Source organism: Acidisoma sp. (assembly GCF_035492295.1).
Lineage (GTDB): Bacteria > Pseudomonadota > Alphaproteobacteria > Acetobacterales > Acetobacteraceae > Acidisoma.
The window spans coordinates 1-15,495 of the sequence record NZ_DATJJK010000175.1; the positions used below are offsets into that span (position 1 = coordinate 1).

A 15,495-nucleotide genomic window follows, 5' to 3' on the forward strand; every position below is an offset into this window, starting at 1 on the left:
CCCCGGGCTTGGGCAGGGGGATGCAAAGCTGCTGGCGGCGGCGGGCAGCTGGCTCGGCCTCGCGGCACTGCCAGATGTTATTTTGCTGGCGGGAGTCATCGGGCTCGGGCAAGCGGCCGCGCTCATTCTGGCGCGAAGGCAAACCGCCGCTGAGGCACTCCCCTTCGGCCCGGCACTTGCCCTGGCGTTCTTCCTTTGGCGTCTCGTGCAAAGCTAGAAGCCGCGCGCTTCGCGGGCTAGGGTGATCCGACCTTGCTTCGTCCTGGAGCCCAGCGGAGAGGTACCATGCGGAAAAAACTTCAACCGGACGCTTCACGAATCGTTTTGGTCAAGTGGCGCTTCAAGCCCCGGGAAGACTGCGAACACGGAACCGCGAAGATGTGGTGGTCGGATGGCTCGAAGTCGGAGATCGAGGCGACTTGTCTCGACGCCGTCAGGGGCTTGAGCGCCGTTCAGGATAGTGGCGGGGAAAAGCCGGCATAGCGCGGTCGCCCCCGATATCCGTCGACCCCTGTCACGAAGAGGGCGCTCGCACAGCGCCGCAAGATGGCGCGGCGTGATCGCGGCCAGCCCACGATGAATATTTTCCTCGGAAAATCATCGCCTTACTAACAAGCGATGGTGGAGGGGGTTGGAACAAAACTGACGTCCCAGCTCGTTCCGCATTATCTCGAAAAGCCTTTTTAAGCATGGCATTACCGAGATAACTGTCCCACCTCGTTCCAGCTTTCCCTTCCAAAGCTTATTTTCAAGATGGGCAGTAAGGAGGTATTGAAGGACGGGTAGCCGGCTATGAGCCGACTTGGGCCGAACCAGATGACCGCCCGCGAGGCGGAGTCAGTCAAGAATGGCACCCTGGGGAGATGGCGGCAACTTGTAGTTGACCGTCCAGGGCAAGGCGAAGCGATGGACGTTCCGCTACAAAAGCCCGGCGAACAGGAAGCGTCGGGTGATGGGGCTCGGCTCCTGTCAGGACGTCACCCTTGCAGGCGCGCGACAAGGCGCGGGCCGCCAGCTTCTAGACATTAGTATTGACTCCATCACTCCATCGAGCACCAGAAGCTGCAGACGGAGTGAAGCGCGCGGCCAAAATGACGTGCGTAGCAGCGGCCGAGTCTTATATAAGGACAGGAAAGCCCGCCTGGACCGACCAGCGCGGCGGCCCTGTCTGGCTCAGAGCCCGCGCTCGCAATCCTGCGGGAGCAATGACTCTCCGAGAGCCGGCCGCGGGCCCGCTCATTCGTCTTCCCAGGCGCGAAGGAGGGCCGCTCGCTGTCGGACGTCGGCTGCTGAACGCTTGGCGCTCCAGATAGTCTAATCGGTCACAATCTAAGTCAGATCTTATAATACCAATAAGAGGATCAGGCACAGCTTTAGAAAATTTGTCGGCCATATCTTGACCATAAACATCATGACGCTCAAGGTTACTGATTATTTCAGGATTATTTCTAATGACAAAGCTCCCCTAAGGCTTCGTGATCGTATGGTCGAGGCGCGCTGTTGATGACAATGTCGTCCGCTTTTCTTGGCCTCATCATAGTAGCTTTCTATAACATGCTCAGATGCATATGAAAAAGTATAGTGCCCTATGTTATGCATAAACGCGACCAGCCTGAGCGCCTGAGCGGCCCCTTCATCAGTAGATTTGCCGTCCGGTCCTGTTGCGCCCAATAGCGGCGCAAAGATTGCCCGCGTTGTGGCGAGCTCCCACAGAGGGTGCAAACCTAGAATCATTAACTCCTAATTAGACTAGGTGAGCCAAGCCTAACTGGCGGATATTATGCAATCGCTGCATCACCGTGGGGGCCATTATCTCGTTCTCCACATGGGTCAATCCGATGTTTTCCGACGACCGGATCCGGTATGGTCTTGAAATATGCAATCAAGCAAGCAAACATTGGCCAGGAGGCGTGACGTCGTTGGTTCCACTACAGATGTCAGATGCGGCTTTGTCGCCTTCATGATCGCCTTCGACTGGCTAAGTGACCACCATCGGCATTCACACTAATGTGCCGGAAGATGGCTCGATAGATTCTGTGCAGAAGCAGTGGACGGATGTCAAGTTCAACTATGGCCACGAGGTCTACGGGTTCAGCACTCTGGCCATCTCAAAGGAGACAATTACCTTCCAAGCCAAGGAAGTCGACAAAGGAAACAAATGCCCTCTGGCGCTGCCTCTGCTTGCACCAGGTCCCTTTTGGTGACGGCCCCACCCATGACGATAGTCGAATCGTCGGATGCTTGTGAAATCGCTCCCTACACCGATCCCGCAAAACTCTTGTGTAAGTCTTTGGAGTTTTAATCAAATATGCGCGTCAATCGAGTAGTGCAACGCGCCTGGTGATGCCCCCGCCATTGCCAAGTTTTGTATGTCATCAACAGTATAGATGGAAAAGACAGCACCATTGCTGCCCGTGAATTTGCGCCCGGCCAAGGGCGGCCCCCTGACGCGAATGGAACGATCGGACTGAGCATCAAGCGCCGGCCGTCTGCGGTTTTGAAAGCAGGAGCGCCATAGAATCTTCACGTGTCGACCTCACGGTCGCATGACAAGTATACCTATACACAGGGAGAGGGTCGATGATCAATATTCTGGACCGAACGGATTACAGCGACCAAAATTCGAAGACGGTGCAGGAGTATATTGATGAAGTGCCTATGTGGGGCGACGGGACCTCGCTGCCCTCTACGCCGCTGACCGCGATGCAGAGGCGTATCTGGGTACTCGCAGCTGCAGGAAAATTCTTCGAAGGTTTCGTTGTTTTCATGGGCGGTATTACCGTTCCGTTGATTGCCCGCGAGTTCCATCTCGGTGCCGCTGAAAAGGGTCTCGTTACCTCGGCAAGTCTTGCCGGCATCCTGGTCGGCACCATTCTTCTCGGTGGCCTCTCTGATTATTTCGGCCGGAAACGGATGTTCATCGCCGAGATGATCCTCTTCTGTATGTTTCTTGCCCTTCTTCTGTTGGTTCAGGACTTCGTATCGCTTCTCATCTGCCTGGTTGGCGTAGGTCTTGCCCTGGGTTGCGACTACCCGACGGCGCATATGATCATTTCGGAGAGCATCCCCTCGGTCTCGCGCGGTCGGCTTGTGCTAGGCGCTTTCGCTTTCCAAGCGATCGGCGCGACCTGCGGTCTCGCGGTCGGGGCGGTGGTTTTAATGCTGCACCCCGAACTCAACGCCTGGCGCTGGATGTATGCGACAGCGCTTGTTCCTGCTGTCATCATCACCGTGGCTCGGTTCTTCATCACAGAAAGCGCCAACTGGTTAATCGTCCGCGGGCAGCATGAGATGGCGGAGAGCGCCCTGTCACGCCTCCTTCACCGAACCCCGCGATATCCTCAAGCGATCGCCATCGCCCGCCGCCAGGTGGCCGACGAGGCTCATGCTTCAAGCAAAAATTTCTGGGCTCTCTTTAACAAGAAGAATTTCCGGGCGACCATGTTCGCTTCTGCACCCTGGTTCATTCAAGATCTCGGCACCTATGGCATCGGCGTGTTCACGCCCACGCTGATCGCGACAGCGCTCGGCAAAGGGCCTGACAAGATCCGCAGCCCGGCCGATTTAGTCGCGAGCGGGGTGCACTCAGCGGAGGCATCAGTCATCACCACCTCGATGCTCATCGTTGGCATCGCCTTTGCGATTGGCCTTTCCGACAAACTTGGCCGTATCCGGCTGCAAATCTTCGGCTTCCTCGGCTGCGCCGTCGGCCTCGCGATCGCTTCCTTCTCCATCGGTGCGTCACCCAGCCTTGAGATCACCCTTATCTTCATCGGCGTCATGCTGTTTAACTTCATGACCAACCTTGGCCCGAATGCGCAGACCTACCTGCTAGCGGGCGAGGTCTTCCCAACAGAGGTCCGCGGCATGGGGGCGGGCTTCGCCGCGATGGTCGCGAAGATCGGCGCGGTCGGCACCACCTTCGGCTTTCCGCTTCTGCTGGCTTCAATCGGCACGCGCTCGCTGCTGTGGGCGCTTGTAATAACCTCCATCCTCGGCGCGGCCGTCACCTGGATCTATCGCATCGAAACGACCGGTGTGAATCTCGACCGGATCGGTCGCTAAGCTGGGCCAGACAGGAAGCATCAGATATGAACAAGCCTTTGTTGCTCGCGCTGGTTTCTGCCACCGCTTGGATCTGGACTGGTTCGGCACGGGCCCAGACTGTCCATCTGACCGAGACAGGCTCCACCCTGCTCTATCCGCTCTTTGAGGCATGGACGACCGATTACAAGACCGTGGCGCCCGAGGTCGGCATTGCGATTGCGGCGACGGGCTCGACAGCCGGTACAAAAGCCGCCATGGCGCGAAGCGCCAACATTGGAGCTTCAGACGCCTATCTGTCCGATGAAGTGGCAGCCCAAAATCCTGAAATGTTGGACATTCCGCTCGCCATTTCTGCGCAGAGCATCAGCTACAATCTGCCGGGCCTGAATGGGGGCCATGTGAGGCTGGACGGCCCGACTTTGGCGGGCATCTATTCCGGCCGGATTGCGCAATGGAACGACCCGGCCATTCGTGCGATGAATCCGGGGCTTACGCTCCCGAGCAAAACGATCGTCGCCGTCCGCCGTGCCGACGGCTCTGGTGACACCTTCATCTTCACCCAGTTCCTCGATTTTTCGACGGATAGCTGGGAGGACAGCCCAGGATTCGGTACCGATATCTCCTGGCCCGCGGTTCAAGGTGAGGTGACGGTGGTCGGAAATGCCGGCATGATGAAGGCTCTGGCCAGCACCCCCTATTCAATCGGCTATGTCGGCGTCAGCTACGCCGACGAGCTTGCGAAGGCCGGGCTCGGCACGGCGCGTATCAAAAATCAAAATGACAAGTTCCTTCTGCCCACAGCCCAGACGGTCTCAGATGCAGCCGCCGAGCTGGACCAAAGAACGCCGGCCTATGAGCGAATCAGCCTGGTCTATGCACCAGGGAATAATAGCTATCCGCTAATAGCCTATGAGTACGCCCTCGTTTCCAAGACCCAACCCGATGCTGCGACAGCCAAGGCGCTTCGGGATTTCCTCAATTGGGCGATCTCCTCGGATGGGGGCAATGCCGCAAAATACCTCGATGCAGTGCATTTCATCGCTCTGCCGGACTTCATCCGGGCCATGAGCGAAGACCAGATCAAAGAGATTCACTAAGCCAACGGCGACCCCGGCGTCCTGTCACCGGGAAAGCCTCTCGCGCTAAAACGCCGGGCGAACGGGTATCGCAAGACATCCCCGGCGCTCTCGCCATCTGAAGAAGGCAAGGAGTTTCGCGGCACCTGATCGAGAAGACGAGAGAATCGTCTCCTTTGGCGCTACTGACAGGTGTAGCCGCCATCCGCCCTGACGATAGCGCCCGTGACGAGGCTCGCCGCATCGGATGCGAGAAAACGGACGACCGCCGCGATCTCCTCAGGCCGGCCAAGTCTGCCCATCGGTGTTTGCGCAATCCACTGCGCGATCAGCCCCGGCTGCTGTTCGAGATCCACCAGCAGCGGTGTCGCGACATAGGTCGGCGCCACGGCATTCACGCGCACCCCGCGCTTGGCCCATTCGACGGCCAGCGAACGCGTCAGGTGATGCACCCCAGCCTTTGAAGCGTTGTAGTGGCATTGCGGCTGCGGGACATTGACGATGTCCCCTGACATCGACCCGATATTGACGATACTTCCCCGCCCGCGCGCGAGCATGGACCGCCCGAAGGCACGGCAGGTCTTGAAGACACCGGTCAGGTTGACATCCAGAACACGCTGCCATTCCGCGTCGTCCATCTCTTCGGCCGGCGTGTTGCTGACGATCCCGGCGTTGCAGACGAGGATATCGAGCGGCGGCAATCTGGCGGCGAGCGCAGCCAGGGCTGCGGTGTCCGTCACGTCCAGCCCCTCGGCCCGTGCGGCGAAACCCGAGCTCCGAAGAGCTTGCGCGGTCTCTGCGGCACGCGGGGCGAGAAGATCGGTGCAGATGACCTCCGCCCCGTCCTCGGCCAGGGCGCGGGCGCAGGCCGCGCCGATCCCCTGCCCCGCCCCGGTGACGAGAGCCAGACGGCCCGAAATTTCCTGCATTGCTTCCGGCATTGGCATCGCCCTCCCGGCCCGCTTCACGGCCTGCCCTGCCACGCGAGGCAAAGGCTGACCCGTGCGAGCCACTTCTTGTAGCAAAACTATCTTCCTTGATTGGTACGGTCAAGCCTCAGCGCCACCAGATAAGGAGACCGCATTGCAATACATTTCGTCACTCACATGATACTTCGCTATTATGCTCTGAAGGCGCCCGAAAGCCCTCCAGCCTCGCCGTCGAGAGGCGTTTGACAAATGTAGCAATACTATCTATTCCCCATGTCAGACCGGACAACCGGCACCAGCAGGGAGGCCCTTCGCCATGCGCGCGGAGACGATGCTGTCAGAGGTTCGTGCTCACCATTTTATCGACGGTCAGTTCAGGCCGGGCCAAGGCGAACGGACACCGGTCATCAATCCTGCGACCGGCGAGACCATCAGCGCGATTGCTCAAGCACTCCCCATGGAAATCGATCAAGCCGTGGCCGCCGCACGCCGCGCCTTTCGGCCCTGGGCCCGCACGCTGCCGAAGCAACGGGCACAAGCCTTGCACAAACTTGGTGATCTTATCGCTCAAGATGCCGAGGCGATGGCCCGCATCATGACGATGGAACAGGGCAAGCCCGTCAACGAAGCACGTGGTGAAATCCTGAAGCTCGCCGAAGCCTGCCATTTCTACGCCGAGGAAGCAGTGCGTGTGCACGGCGAGATCGTGCCGAACGATCAGCCTGGCTTCCAGAGCCTCGTGGTCCGCGAGCCCATCGGCGTCGTCGGCGCCATCACGCCATGGAACTACCCGGCGGAACTCGTCGGCTGGAAACTCTGCGCGAGCCTCGCCTCCGGTTGCACGATCATCATCAAACCCGCCGACATCACGCCGTTCACGGCGCTTGCTATCGCAGCCAAGGTGCAGGAGGCCGGCATCCCTTCCGGCGTGGTCAATGTGCTGACGGGGCGTGGCTCGGTGGTGGGACAGGCGCTCGTCGAACATCCCGACGTGGACAAGATCGCCTTCACCGGTTCGAGCGCCGTTGGCCTGCAGATCCAACGCTCCTGCCCGCGCATCAAGCGCCTGTCCCTCGAACTCGGAGGTAATTGCCCCCTCATCGTCGCCGCTTCCGCCGATCTCTCCGCCGCCGTTGCAGGCGCTACGCGTCGTTCCTTCCGCAACATGGGGCAGATCTGCATCGCCATCAATCGCATCTACGTCGCCCGCCCACTCTATGAACCCTTCCTCGAAGCCTTCGGCAAAGCGGCGGAAGCGCTGACCGTCGCCAACGGGCTCGACAATCCGGGCGCCGACTGCGGTGCCATGGCATCGGCGGACGCTCTGGAAAAAACCAAGGCGCATCTCGAAGATGGGCGCGCGCGTGGTGCGCGGCTAATTGCAGGCGGGGCTGCGCCCATCGGCCCCGCCTTCGCGCGAGGACTCTTCTTCCGTCCCACGGTTCTGGCCGATTGTACGCCTGAGATGCTGGTGATGTCGGAGGAGACGTTCGGGCCGCTCGTCGGCATCTCGGTCTTCGACGAACTGGATGAGGCAATCCTGCGCGCCAACGACACGCCCTATGGGCTGGCCGCCTATGCCTTCGCCCGCGATCTCAGCGAGGTACATCGCCTCTCAGAAGAACTCGACTACGGCAATGTAGCCGTCAATAACGTCGATGCCGGGATTATGAATGCGCCCTATGGTGGACGAAAGCAGAGCGGCGTGGGTTGCGAACATGGCCGTGAAGGCCTGCTCGAATACTTCAACTTCAAGCACATCCGTCTGAAATACGGCCCGTAACATGACCGAAGCGCTCCTCGGGATCGATGTCGGCACCTCGAGCTGCAAGGCCCTGCTGATTGACGGCCGGGGAAGGCCCTTGGCCTCCGCGGCCGCGGACTACCCGCTCGCCCAGCCGCGCCCAGGCTGGACGGAGCAAGATCCGGCGCTATGGGTCGAAGGTGCACGTGCGGCGGTCGGTGCAGCGCTTGCCACCTCACCCGCAGCCGTTCTGCGGGTTATCGGCATCGGCCTCTCTGGGCAGATGCATGGACTGACGCCACTCGATGCTGCGGGCCAGGTGTTGCGCCCGGCGATCCTGTGGAACGACCAACGCAACGCCGCGGAATGCGCGATGATGACAGAAGCCGCAGGCGGCGCCGAGGCGCTGCTGCGCCAGACGAACAACCGCATGCTGGTCGGCTATACCGGCGGCAAGATCCTCTGGATGAAGCGGCATGAACCCGACCTCTTCCGGCGCCTGCGCTATGTCCTCAATCCCAAGGACTATCTTCGCCTGGTGCTGACGGGCGAGATCGCGACCGAGGTGAGCGACGCCTCGGGCACCGGGCTCTTCGACGTAGCTGCACGCACCTGGGCGCGGCCGCTGATCGAAGATCTCGACCTCGATCCTGCACTGCTGCCGCCTGCCTTCGAATCCGCCGCGATCACCGGCCGCCTCTCGGCGGCGGGTGCCCGTCTGCTCGGCCTGCCGGCCGGAATTCCTGTCGTTGGCGGCGGTGGCGACAGCGTGATCCAAACCTTGGGTTCCGGCGTGATCGTACCCGGCGAGTTGCAAACGACGATCGGCACCGCTGGCATCCTTGCTGCCGCGCTGGAAACGCCGCGAGAAAATCCCCAGGGCCGGGCACAGATCTTCTGCAATGTCCTGCCCAGAGGCTGGCACGCAATGGGTGTGTCCCTCAATGCGGGTGGCTCCTTGAGCTGGCTCCGCCAGCTGGCAGGTGGCTTCACAGGGGCTGTGCCGAGCTTCGACGCCCTGCTGGCTTTGGCCGAGTCAGCGCCGCCTGGCGCCCGTGGCTTGCTCTTCCTGCCCTATCTCAATGGCGAGCGCTGCCCCCATTCCGACCCGGATGCCAGGGCAACGCTGCTCGGTCTTACCGCGCGCCATGACGCAGCAGACGTTGCACGCGCGGTGGTTGAGGGCGTGGTTCATTCCCTGCGGGATATTCACGGCCTACTGCAGGAAGCCGGCGTGTCCGGCACCATCATCAAGGCCTCTGGCGGCGGCGCGCGAGCGGCTCTCTGGCGGCAGATCCAGGCCGACCTCTTCGGCTGCCCGGTGGTGACGACCGAGAGTGCGGCCGACGGCGCCGCCCTGGGTGCCGCCCTGGTGGCTGGGCTGGGCCTCGGCCTCTGGCCCGATGCGGCCGCTATTCCCAAGCCGCGCGAACTGACCCGGCAGGAGCCGGATGCGCGGCGGGGTGCCGTCTATCGGCGCGGCCAGGAGATCTACCGTGGTCTACACGCACTCCTCGCGGAACCCTCGCGCCAACTCGCCGAGCCTATCTTCGAGGGCGCGGCATGAACCAGGTCGCGAAGGCGCATGACGCCACCTCCTGTTACGACGCAGTCATCTTCGATTTGGACGGTACACTCATCGACAGCGCGCATGATATCGCCGCCGCCCTCAGCGCAGCCTTTCTGGAGCGAGGATGGCCGGCCCTTGCGCCGGGCTATGTGGAAAATTTCATCGGCAACGGGCCACGGCGGTTGGTGGCTGACATCCTGTCCGACCACAGCATTGCAGTGCCAGAGGACAGGATCGACGAAGCACTCGCCGCCTATCTCGCTCACTATGCCCGCAACCCTGCAGACCATACCCGCTTCTACCCGCATGTGCGGGAGGATTTGCGCGCCCTGCATGCGACCGGGCTACGCCTCGGTATTTGCACCAACAAGCCGCAGGGCCTCACCGAGCGCATTCTCGACATTACCGGCATCGGCACCCTGTTCGAGACCGTGGTGGGCGCGGATGCAGTGCCCGCCTGCAAACCCGACCCAGGGCATCTCCGCCACGTTGCCGCGCGCATGCGCCTCGGCGCTGCGGACTATGCCTATGTCGGCGACACGAAGGTTGATCAGTTGACGGCGCAGGCGGCCGGCATTCCCTTCTTCGTCGTCCCCTGGGGCAAGGGCGAGGAGGTCGCGGTACCGGCGGGGCAAAGGTTGACGCGGCTTGCAGTTCTCGCGGCCCTCGCCGCCGGGCGGGCAAGGTGAGCCAGCCATGAGCGTCAGCATCCTTCAGCGCATCCTGCAGGAGATGAGCGAGATGGGCGAGGTGGAGCGCCGCCTCGCCCAGTTTGTCAGCACCGCGCCCCAGCGCGTCATTCACATGAGCATGGCGCGCCTCGCCGAGACCTGCACCGTGAGCGACCCGACCATTATGCGTTTCTGCCGCCGCCTGGGCTTTTCCGGCTATCAGGACTTCAAGCTGCATCTGGCGCAAAGCCTCGTGCCCTCGGCGCCCTTCGCCTATGAGCAGATCGTGCCGAAGGACAGTGTGGAGAACATCGTTCGCAAGACCTGCCGCAATTCGCTCAATGCCATTCAGCGCGTGCTCGAGGATCTCGATCCGCGTCAGGTGAGCCAGGCGGCCGAGTTGCTGAGCCGCTCCGTCTGGACCGGTATCTACGCCTCCGGCCTCTCCGAAGTGACCGCGCTCGACGCGGAACACAAGTTCCAGCGCCTCGGCATGCGCTGCTCAGCCGTGATCGGACGACAGAAGCAGTGGATGCATGCCGAGAATTCCCGCCCCGGCGAGGTCGCCCTCATCTTCTCTCAGTCGGGCCATACCAAGCAGATGGTGGAACTCGCCATTGCGGCCCGCACGGGTGGCGCGCGCGTCATTTCTATTGCAGCGGCAGAGAGCCCACTCGCGAATGTCACCGATTGTCTGGTCGCCGTGCTGCCCTATGACCGGACGGAGATGATGACGCCGCTCGCCTCCCGCCTCAATCACCACCTCGTCATCAACATGCTGGTAACGGCCATCGCCGTTGTCCGTGGCAGCGAGTTTCCAGATCACCTTCCGGCACTCGATTCCTGGCAAACCGACAAAATCTAATACCACTCTGGAGCGGAGGAAACCCTCGTGTCAGCACAAGACGAAGCCAAGAAGGCCGCCGGCAAAAGAGCCATTGAGCAATTCGTGCGGAGCGGCATGAAGCTCGGGCTGGGCTCGGGCACGACGTCGCATTTCTTTGTGCGGGAGCTCGGGCGACATGTACAGGCAGGGCTGCAGGTCATCTGCACCACAACCTCGCGGGCGACGAGCGAGGTGGCCCGCGAGGTCGGCATCACTATCGTCGATCCCAACGAAATCGGGCAGATCGATCTGACACTCGACGGGCCCGACGAGATCGACAGGCGTTTCAACATGATCAAGGGTGGCGGCGCCTGCCTTCTCTGGGAGAAAATCATCGCCCACGCTTCGACGCAGATGATCACGATCTGCGATGAGACTAAGATTGTCGATCAACTTGGCCGGTTCCCGCTACCGGTCGAGGTTGTACAGTTCGCCTGGAAGCAGAGCCAGGCGCGGATTGCCGTAGCCCTCGCGGCCCATGGCGTCCGTGAAGCCGCCATCCAGCGGCGGGAGCGGGACGAGCAACCGCTGGTGACAGACAGCGGCAATTTCATTCTCGATTGCCGCTGCGGCTCCATCCCCGATCCGGTGATGCTGGAGGTGGCGCTTAACCAGATTCCAGGGGTTGTGGAGAACGGGCTCTTTACCCGCGAATCCCAAGGCATGGTGGTCGGCCGGCTGGACGGTTCGAGCTACATCAGCATGCGCTAGGACGAGCACCTCGCAGACAAAAGGAGTTTTGAACTGATCATTTCGCTGTTCATTGCACGCATGGGTTTTTGATTTCTGCCTTGTCTCACTCGATCTTGACGATCGGGTTGCCGCCAAAAATATCTAGTCAAACTAGAAGCAATCGGGAGGCTAATTATGGCATATGATGTTCTATCACGCCGAACTGTTCTGAAGGGCAGCGCGGGTCTGGGCCTGGGTCTTTTAGCAAGCACAGCTGCACGTGCGGAAGACCGAGTCTTCGTTCCCTTCTCGAACAAGAGCCTCGATTACTATTTCTTTGTCATCCAGCAGGAGGCCGTTAAGCGCGCGGTGGAAAGTCGCTCCTGGCAGTTCCAGGCCACCAACGCCAGCTTCGACAATACGAAGCAGCTCGAGCAGTGGCAGAGCCTAATGCTGCTGGAGCCTTCGGCCATCGTCTCCGATCCCATCGACAGCCAAGCCATCGTCAGCGTCATCCGCCGCTACAATCGCAAGCATATCCCCGTCGCCATCATCGATACGCCGGCGGATGGCGGCGAGGTTGCCATCACCATCAGCTTCGACAATCATCTTGGTGGCCAAATGGCGGCGCAGGAAATCATCATGCGCCTGACCAAGCGCTACGGCAGCCCTCGTGGCAAGGTACTCAACTGCTATGGTGCGCTGCAGAGCGTCGCCTGGCGGCAGCGCAAGGAAGGGATGGATGCAGAATTCGCCAAATATCCCAACATCACCTATATCGCGCGCCCGACGGAGGGGCAGCTGGCGCAGATGCAGTCTGTCACCCTCTCGACGCTGTCCGAGCATCCGGATCTCGACGCCGTGCATGCGCCAAGTGACTCCCCGTCGCGCGGCATCGTTACCGCGCTACAGCAGAAGAGCCGCTGGAAGAAGATCGGTGAGGATGGCCATGTCATCTTCGTCAATATCGACGGAGAGCCCATCGCCCTCAACTGGATCCAGCAAGGCTATATGGACGCGGACGTGTCGCAGGACCCGATCGCTTATGGCGAGGTGGCCGTGGAGCTCCTGCAGAAGCATTCCATGCAGAAGCAGGCTGTCCCGATTGGCGAGTATCAGAACACCAAATACTTCTGGGAGAAGGCGCCGATTGTGCAGGGCAAGACAGGCCCCACAATGATCATTCCACCCTTCGTGATCGACGCAGCGAACGCGCAGGATCCGCGCCACTGGGGTGCGATCGCTGAGAAGAAATGGGGCATCCCCTACAGCTGAGTGGCGCACGCGGATGGGCAGGCAGGACTGTGCCCTGCCCGCCCATCCCGACGCCTAGACCAAACATACGAGGAACCGGGCAGACCAAGATGCAGAATGCAGCGCTCGAACTCATAAAAGCGAGGGAGGCGGGGAACTGCGTCCTCGCGATCGAGGATGTCGGTAAGTGCTTCGGCGGCGTCATCGCGCTGACCGGTGTGTCCCTCGAGATACATGAGGGCACGATCCACGGACTTCTCGGCGAGAATGGCGCGGGAAAGAGCACGCTGGTCGGCATTATCTGCGGTCAAATTCGGCCAAGCTCTGGGCGCATCCTGCTGCACGGGCAGCCGATTGCTGGGCTGGATGTGCGCGCCATGGAAGAGGCCGGCGTGTTCCGTGTGACGCAGGAACCGATGATCATTGACCACGTGACGGCGGCAGAGAACCTCTTCCTCGGCATCTGGCCGCAATCTTGGGGCTTCGTACGCTGGCGCAGCCTGCGCGCAGAGGCGCGGCGCATGCTCGAAGGCTCCGGTATCGATCCGCAGGCGCAGGCGGGCCATCTCAGCGCTGTCGCGCGTCGCAAGCTCAACATTCTGCGCGCTATGTTCTCAGGCGGCCGCATCATCATTCTCGATGAACCGACAGCAGCGCTGACGGTAGCGGACCGACGGCATCTCTTCGACTTCATGCAAGCGCTGAAGCGCGACGGCGTCACCTTCATCTTCATCTCCCACTACAATGACGAGATTCTGGAAGTCTGCGACGCTGTCTCCGTACTGCGCGACGGCAGGCTTGTCGGCAGTACAGATCGCGTGGCACGCATGACTTCAGCGGAACTTTCCGAACTCGTGCTCGGCCGGGAGCTCGACCTTTTTCAGCGCCAGCGCCTTGCCGACGAGACCGCGCCTGCCCTGACCCTCTCCAATGTTCGCGCGACAGATCTCTCGTTGGAGCGGCTCGTGCTGCGGCAGGGTGAGGTGCTGGGGTTGACCGGCCTGCCCGGCGCAGGCGCCAAGGAACTGGCGCGCGCGCTCTTTGGCCTTCAGCCCGCAGCGGGAGGCGAGATTGCCTTCGGTACGGAAGCGCCTAGACGCCTGCCTCCGACACCCGCTGAGGCCTTCACCATGGGGATCGCCTATCTCTCCGATGACCGGCGGCGGGATGGGGTGGTCGGTCATCTGTCGATCGGCGAGAACATCGCCCTGTCTTCCCTGCGGGACAGGATGCGCGCCGGCTTCGTCGATTTTCCGGCCGAGGAAAGTGTCTGCGCGCGCTACTTCCGGCGCATGGGCATCAAGGCCCCAAATTTCCTTGTTCCCGTGAATACGCTCAGCGGCGGCAATCAGCAGAAGGTCTGCCTCGGCCGCGTGCTGGCCGCCAATCCGCGCCTCCTCATCCTCGACGAGCCCACCCGGGGTATCGACGTTGGCGTGAAGCAGGAAGTTCTCCGCATCATCGACGGGCTCAGCCGTCAAGGGGTCTCCGTCATCATCGTCTCGACCGATACAGACGAACTCGTCCGCGCGGTAGACCGCATCTGCATTTTCCGGGACGGGACGATCGCTGAGACGATCAGCGGCGGCGAGATCTCGACGGAGCGCCTCCGCGGCGCGGCATCGCGAGCATAGGAAAGCACTATGAAGGATCTCACCCTCGGGCAAGACCTGCGCATCGCCCCCGCGCGTGCCGAACGGCGGCGACGCTACCTGCGCTGGACCTTACATAACGTCGTCTGGATCTGGCTCGTCGCTCTCGTGCTGGGTTTCGGCATGTTCAACCGCTTCTTCCTCACCGTCGCCAACATGCAAAACATCACCGTGCAAGCGACTGTTCTGGGCATGCTGGGGCTGGCCGTCGCTTTGCCCCTGCTCGTGGCCGAGATCGATCTTTCGATCCCAGCCAACCTCGGCTTTTCATCGGCGATTGGCGCACTCGCCTATTCCAGCTTCGGCCTACCCTGGGTCCCCGCCATGCTGGTCGGTGTTGCAGTTGCCACCGCCATCGGCTTCTTCAACGGCCTCTGCATCACCCGCATGCGCATGGTCTCGCTCATCGAGACACTGGCAATGATGATTATCCTGCAGGGCGCGCTGCTCGCCATCACCCAGGGCAAGACACTCACCGACATGTCGGACGGCTATGTCTGGATCGGCCAAGCGACGCTCGGGGGCTGGCCGATCATGCCGCTCGTCTTCATCCTGGCGCTCGTCGCAATCACGGTCCTGCTGCGGCGTACGGTTTTTGGCCGCTCCATCTATGCGGTGGGCGGCAACTCCGCCGCCTCCTATGCCGCCGGCATCCGGGTCAATCGCGTTAAGGTGGTTATCTACACGATCTCGGGATTCCTGGCCGGGCTCGGCGGTTTCCTCCTCGCCTCCTGGCAGATGGCGATCACCTCCAACCAGGGGTCGAGCTATCTGCTCTATGCCATCGCAGCACCGATCATCGGCGGCGTGAGCGTCTTCGGCGGGCGGGGCAATGTGTTGGGCGTGCTGGGCGGCGTCATGCTCCTGACTGTCATCCAGGTGGGCCTCGCGATCGTCTCGGTTCCCTCCTTCTATGTCGGCACGATCGGCGGAGTAATGATCTTCATCGCAGTCGCGATCGACGCACTGCGCGTGCGTTATTTCGCATAGCGGC

14 protein-coding genes are annotated in these 15,495 nt (G+C 61.4%); 13 read left to right on the plus strand and 1 reads right to left on the minus strand.

Annotation, left to right across the window (positions count from 1 at the left end):
• The 5 genes from VL752_RS12685 to pstS all read left to right on the plus strand — a co-directional run.
• The coding region (locus VL752_RS12685; protein ID WP_325355755.1) for an A24 family peptidase at positions 1 to 217 on the plus strand (217 nt) is incomplete at its 5' end.
• A 663-nt stretch (positions 218 to 880) separates the two neighbouring features.
• On the plus strand, positions 881 to 1,318 hold the full coding sequence (locus VL752_RS22270; protein ID WP_408863120.1) for an integrase arm-type DNA-binding domain-containing protein: 438 nt from the start codon (positions 881 to 883) through the stop codon (positions 1,316 to 1,318).
• Between the two features lie 664 nt (positions 1,319 to 1,982).
• A complete protein-coding gene (locus tag VL752_RS12690) occupies positions 1,983 to 2,204 on the plus strand; it encodes a hypothetical protein (RefSeq protein ID WP_325355757.1) in 222 nt (73 codons plus the stop codon).
• Positions 2,205 to 2,580: 376 nt separating this feature from the next.
• On the plus strand, positions 2,581 to 4,065 hold the full coding sequence (locus VL752_RS12695; protein WP_325355759.1) for an MFS transporter: 1,485 nt from the start codon (positions 2,581 to 2,583) through the stop codon (positions 4,063 to 4,065).
• A 26-nt stretch (positions 4,066 to 4,091) separates the two neighbouring features.
• Positions 4,092 to 5,144 carry a phosphate ABC transporter substrate-binding protein PstS gene (gene pstS, locus VL752_RS12700; RefSeq protein WP_325355761.1) on the plus strand — a complete coding sequence of 351 codons (1,053 nt, stop codon included), beginning with the start codon at positions 4,092 to 4,094 and terminating at the stop codon, positions 5,142 to 5,144.
• Between the two features lie 161 nt (positions 5,145 to 5,305).
• Here the strand turns inward: pstS and VL752_RS12705 are convergent, their stop codons facing one another.
• The gene (locus VL752_RS12705; protein WP_325355763.1) at positions 5,306 to 6,064 is read right to left on the minus strand and encodes an SDR family NAD(P)-dependent oxidoreductase; all 759 of its coding nucleotides are present in this window, start codon (positions 6,062 to 6,064) and stop codon (positions 5,306 to 5,308) included.
• A gap of 304 nt (positions 6,065 to 6,368) precedes the next feature.
• Here VL752_RS12705 and VL752_RS12710 point away from each other — a divergent pair, with 304 nt between their 5' ends.
• The 8 genes from VL752_RS12710 (at position 6,369) to VL752_RS12745 (ending at position 15,491) form a co-directional block, all read left to right on the plus strand.
• Complete coding sequence (locus VL752_RS12710) at positions 6,369 to 7,835, plus strand: aldehyde dehydrogenase family protein (RefSeq protein ID WP_325355765.1); 1,467 nt, start codon at positions 6,369 to 6,371, stop codon at positions 7,833 to 7,835.
• Between the two features lies 1 nt (position 7,836).
• The gene (gene xylB / locus VL752_RS12715; protein WP_325355767.1) at positions 7,837 to 9,363 is read left to right on the plus strand and encodes a xylulokinase; all 1,527 of its coding nucleotides are present in this window, start codon (positions 7,837 to 7,839) and stop codon (positions 9,361 to 9,363) included.
• The gene (locus tag VL752_RS12720) at positions 9,360 to 10,055 is read left to right on the plus strand and encodes an HAD-IA family hydrolase (RefSeq protein WP_325355769.1); all 696 of its coding nucleotides are present in this window, start codon (positions 9,360 to 9,362) and stop codon (positions 10,053 to 10,055) included. Before xylB ends, VL752_RS12720 begins: the two co-directional genes overlap by 4 nt.
• 7 nt (positions 10,056 to 10,062) lie before the next feature.
• Positions 10,063 to 10,902, plus strand: coding sequence for a MurR/RpiR family transcriptional regulator (locus VL752_RS12725; RefSeq protein WP_325355771.1), 840 nt, complete (start codon positions 10,063 to 10,065; stop codon positions 10,900 to 10,902).
• Between the two features lie 27 nt (positions 10,903 to 10,929).
• Positions 10,930 to 11,634 carry a ribose-5-phosphate isomerase RpiA gene (gene rpiA, locus VL752_RS12730; protein WP_325355773.1) on the plus strand — a complete coding sequence of 235 codons (705 nt, stop codon included), beginning with the start codon at positions 10,930 to 10,932 and terminating at the stop codon, positions 11,632 to 11,634.
• A gap of 156 nt (positions 11,635 to 11,790) precedes the next feature.
• A complete protein-coding gene (locus VL752_RS12735) occupies positions 11,791 to 12,870 on the plus strand; it encodes a sugar ABC transporter substrate-binding protein (RefSeq protein ID WP_325355775.1) in 1,080 nt (359 codons plus the stop codon).
• 89 nt (positions 12,871 to 12,959) lie between these two features.
• On the plus strand, positions 12,960 to 14,483 hold the full coding sequence (locus VL752_RS12740; RefSeq protein WP_325355777.1) for a sugar ABC transporter ATP-binding protein: 1,524 nt from the start codon (positions 12,960 to 12,962) through the stop codon (positions 14,481 to 14,483).
• 9 nt (positions 14,484 to 14,492) lie between these two features.
• Positions 14,493 to 15,491, plus strand: a complete 999-nt coding sequence (locus VL752_RS12745) for an ABC transporter permease (RefSeq protein ID WP_325355779.1) — start codon at positions 14,493 to 14,495, stop codon at positions 15,489 to 15,491.
• Positions 15,492 to 15,495 lie beyond the last annotated feature (4 nt).

Excerpts from the sequence above, each read along its gene's own strand:
- VL752_RS12695 (WP_325355759.1), top strand. The coding sequence starts at position 2,581 with ATGATCAATATTCTGGACCGAACGGATTACAGCGACCAAAATTCGAAG.
- pstS (WP_325355761.1), top strand. The coding sequence starts at position 4,092 with ATGAACAAGCCTTTGTTGCTCGCGCTGGTTTCTGCCACCGCTTGGATC.
- VL752_RS12705 (WP_325355763.1), bottom strand. The coding sequence starts at position 6,064 with ATGCCGGAAGCAATGCAGGAAATTTCGGGCCGTCTGGCTCTCGTCACC.
- VL752_RS12710 (WP_325355765.1), top strand. The coding sequence starts at position 6,369 with ATGCGCGCGGAGACGATGCTGTCAGAGGTTCGTGCTCACCATTTTATC.
- xylB (WP_325355767.1), top strand. The coding sequence starts at position 7,837 with ATGACCGAAGCGCTCCTCGGGATCGATGTCGGCACCTCGAGCTGCAAG.
- VL752_RS12720 (WP_325355769.1), top strand. The coding sequence starts at position 9,360 with ATGAACCAGGTCGCGAAGGCGCATGACGCCACCTCCTGTTACGACGCA.
- VL752_RS12725 (WP_325355771.1), top strand. The coding sequence starts at position 10,063 with ATGAGCGTCAGCATCCTTCAGCGCATCCTGCAGGAGATGAGCGAGATG.
- VL752_RS12735 (WP_325355775.1), top strand. The coding sequence starts at position 11,791 with ATGGCATATGATGTTCTATCACGCCGAACTGTTCTGAAGGGCAGCGCG.
- VL752_RS12740 (WP_325355777.1), top strand. The coding sequence starts at position 12,960 with ATGCAGAATGCAGCGCTCGAACTCATAAAAGCGAGGGAGGCGGGGAAC.
- VL752_RS12745 (WP_325355779.1), top strand. The coding sequence starts at position 14,493 with ATGAAGGATCTCACCCTCGGGCAAGACCTGCGCATCGCCCCCGCGCGT.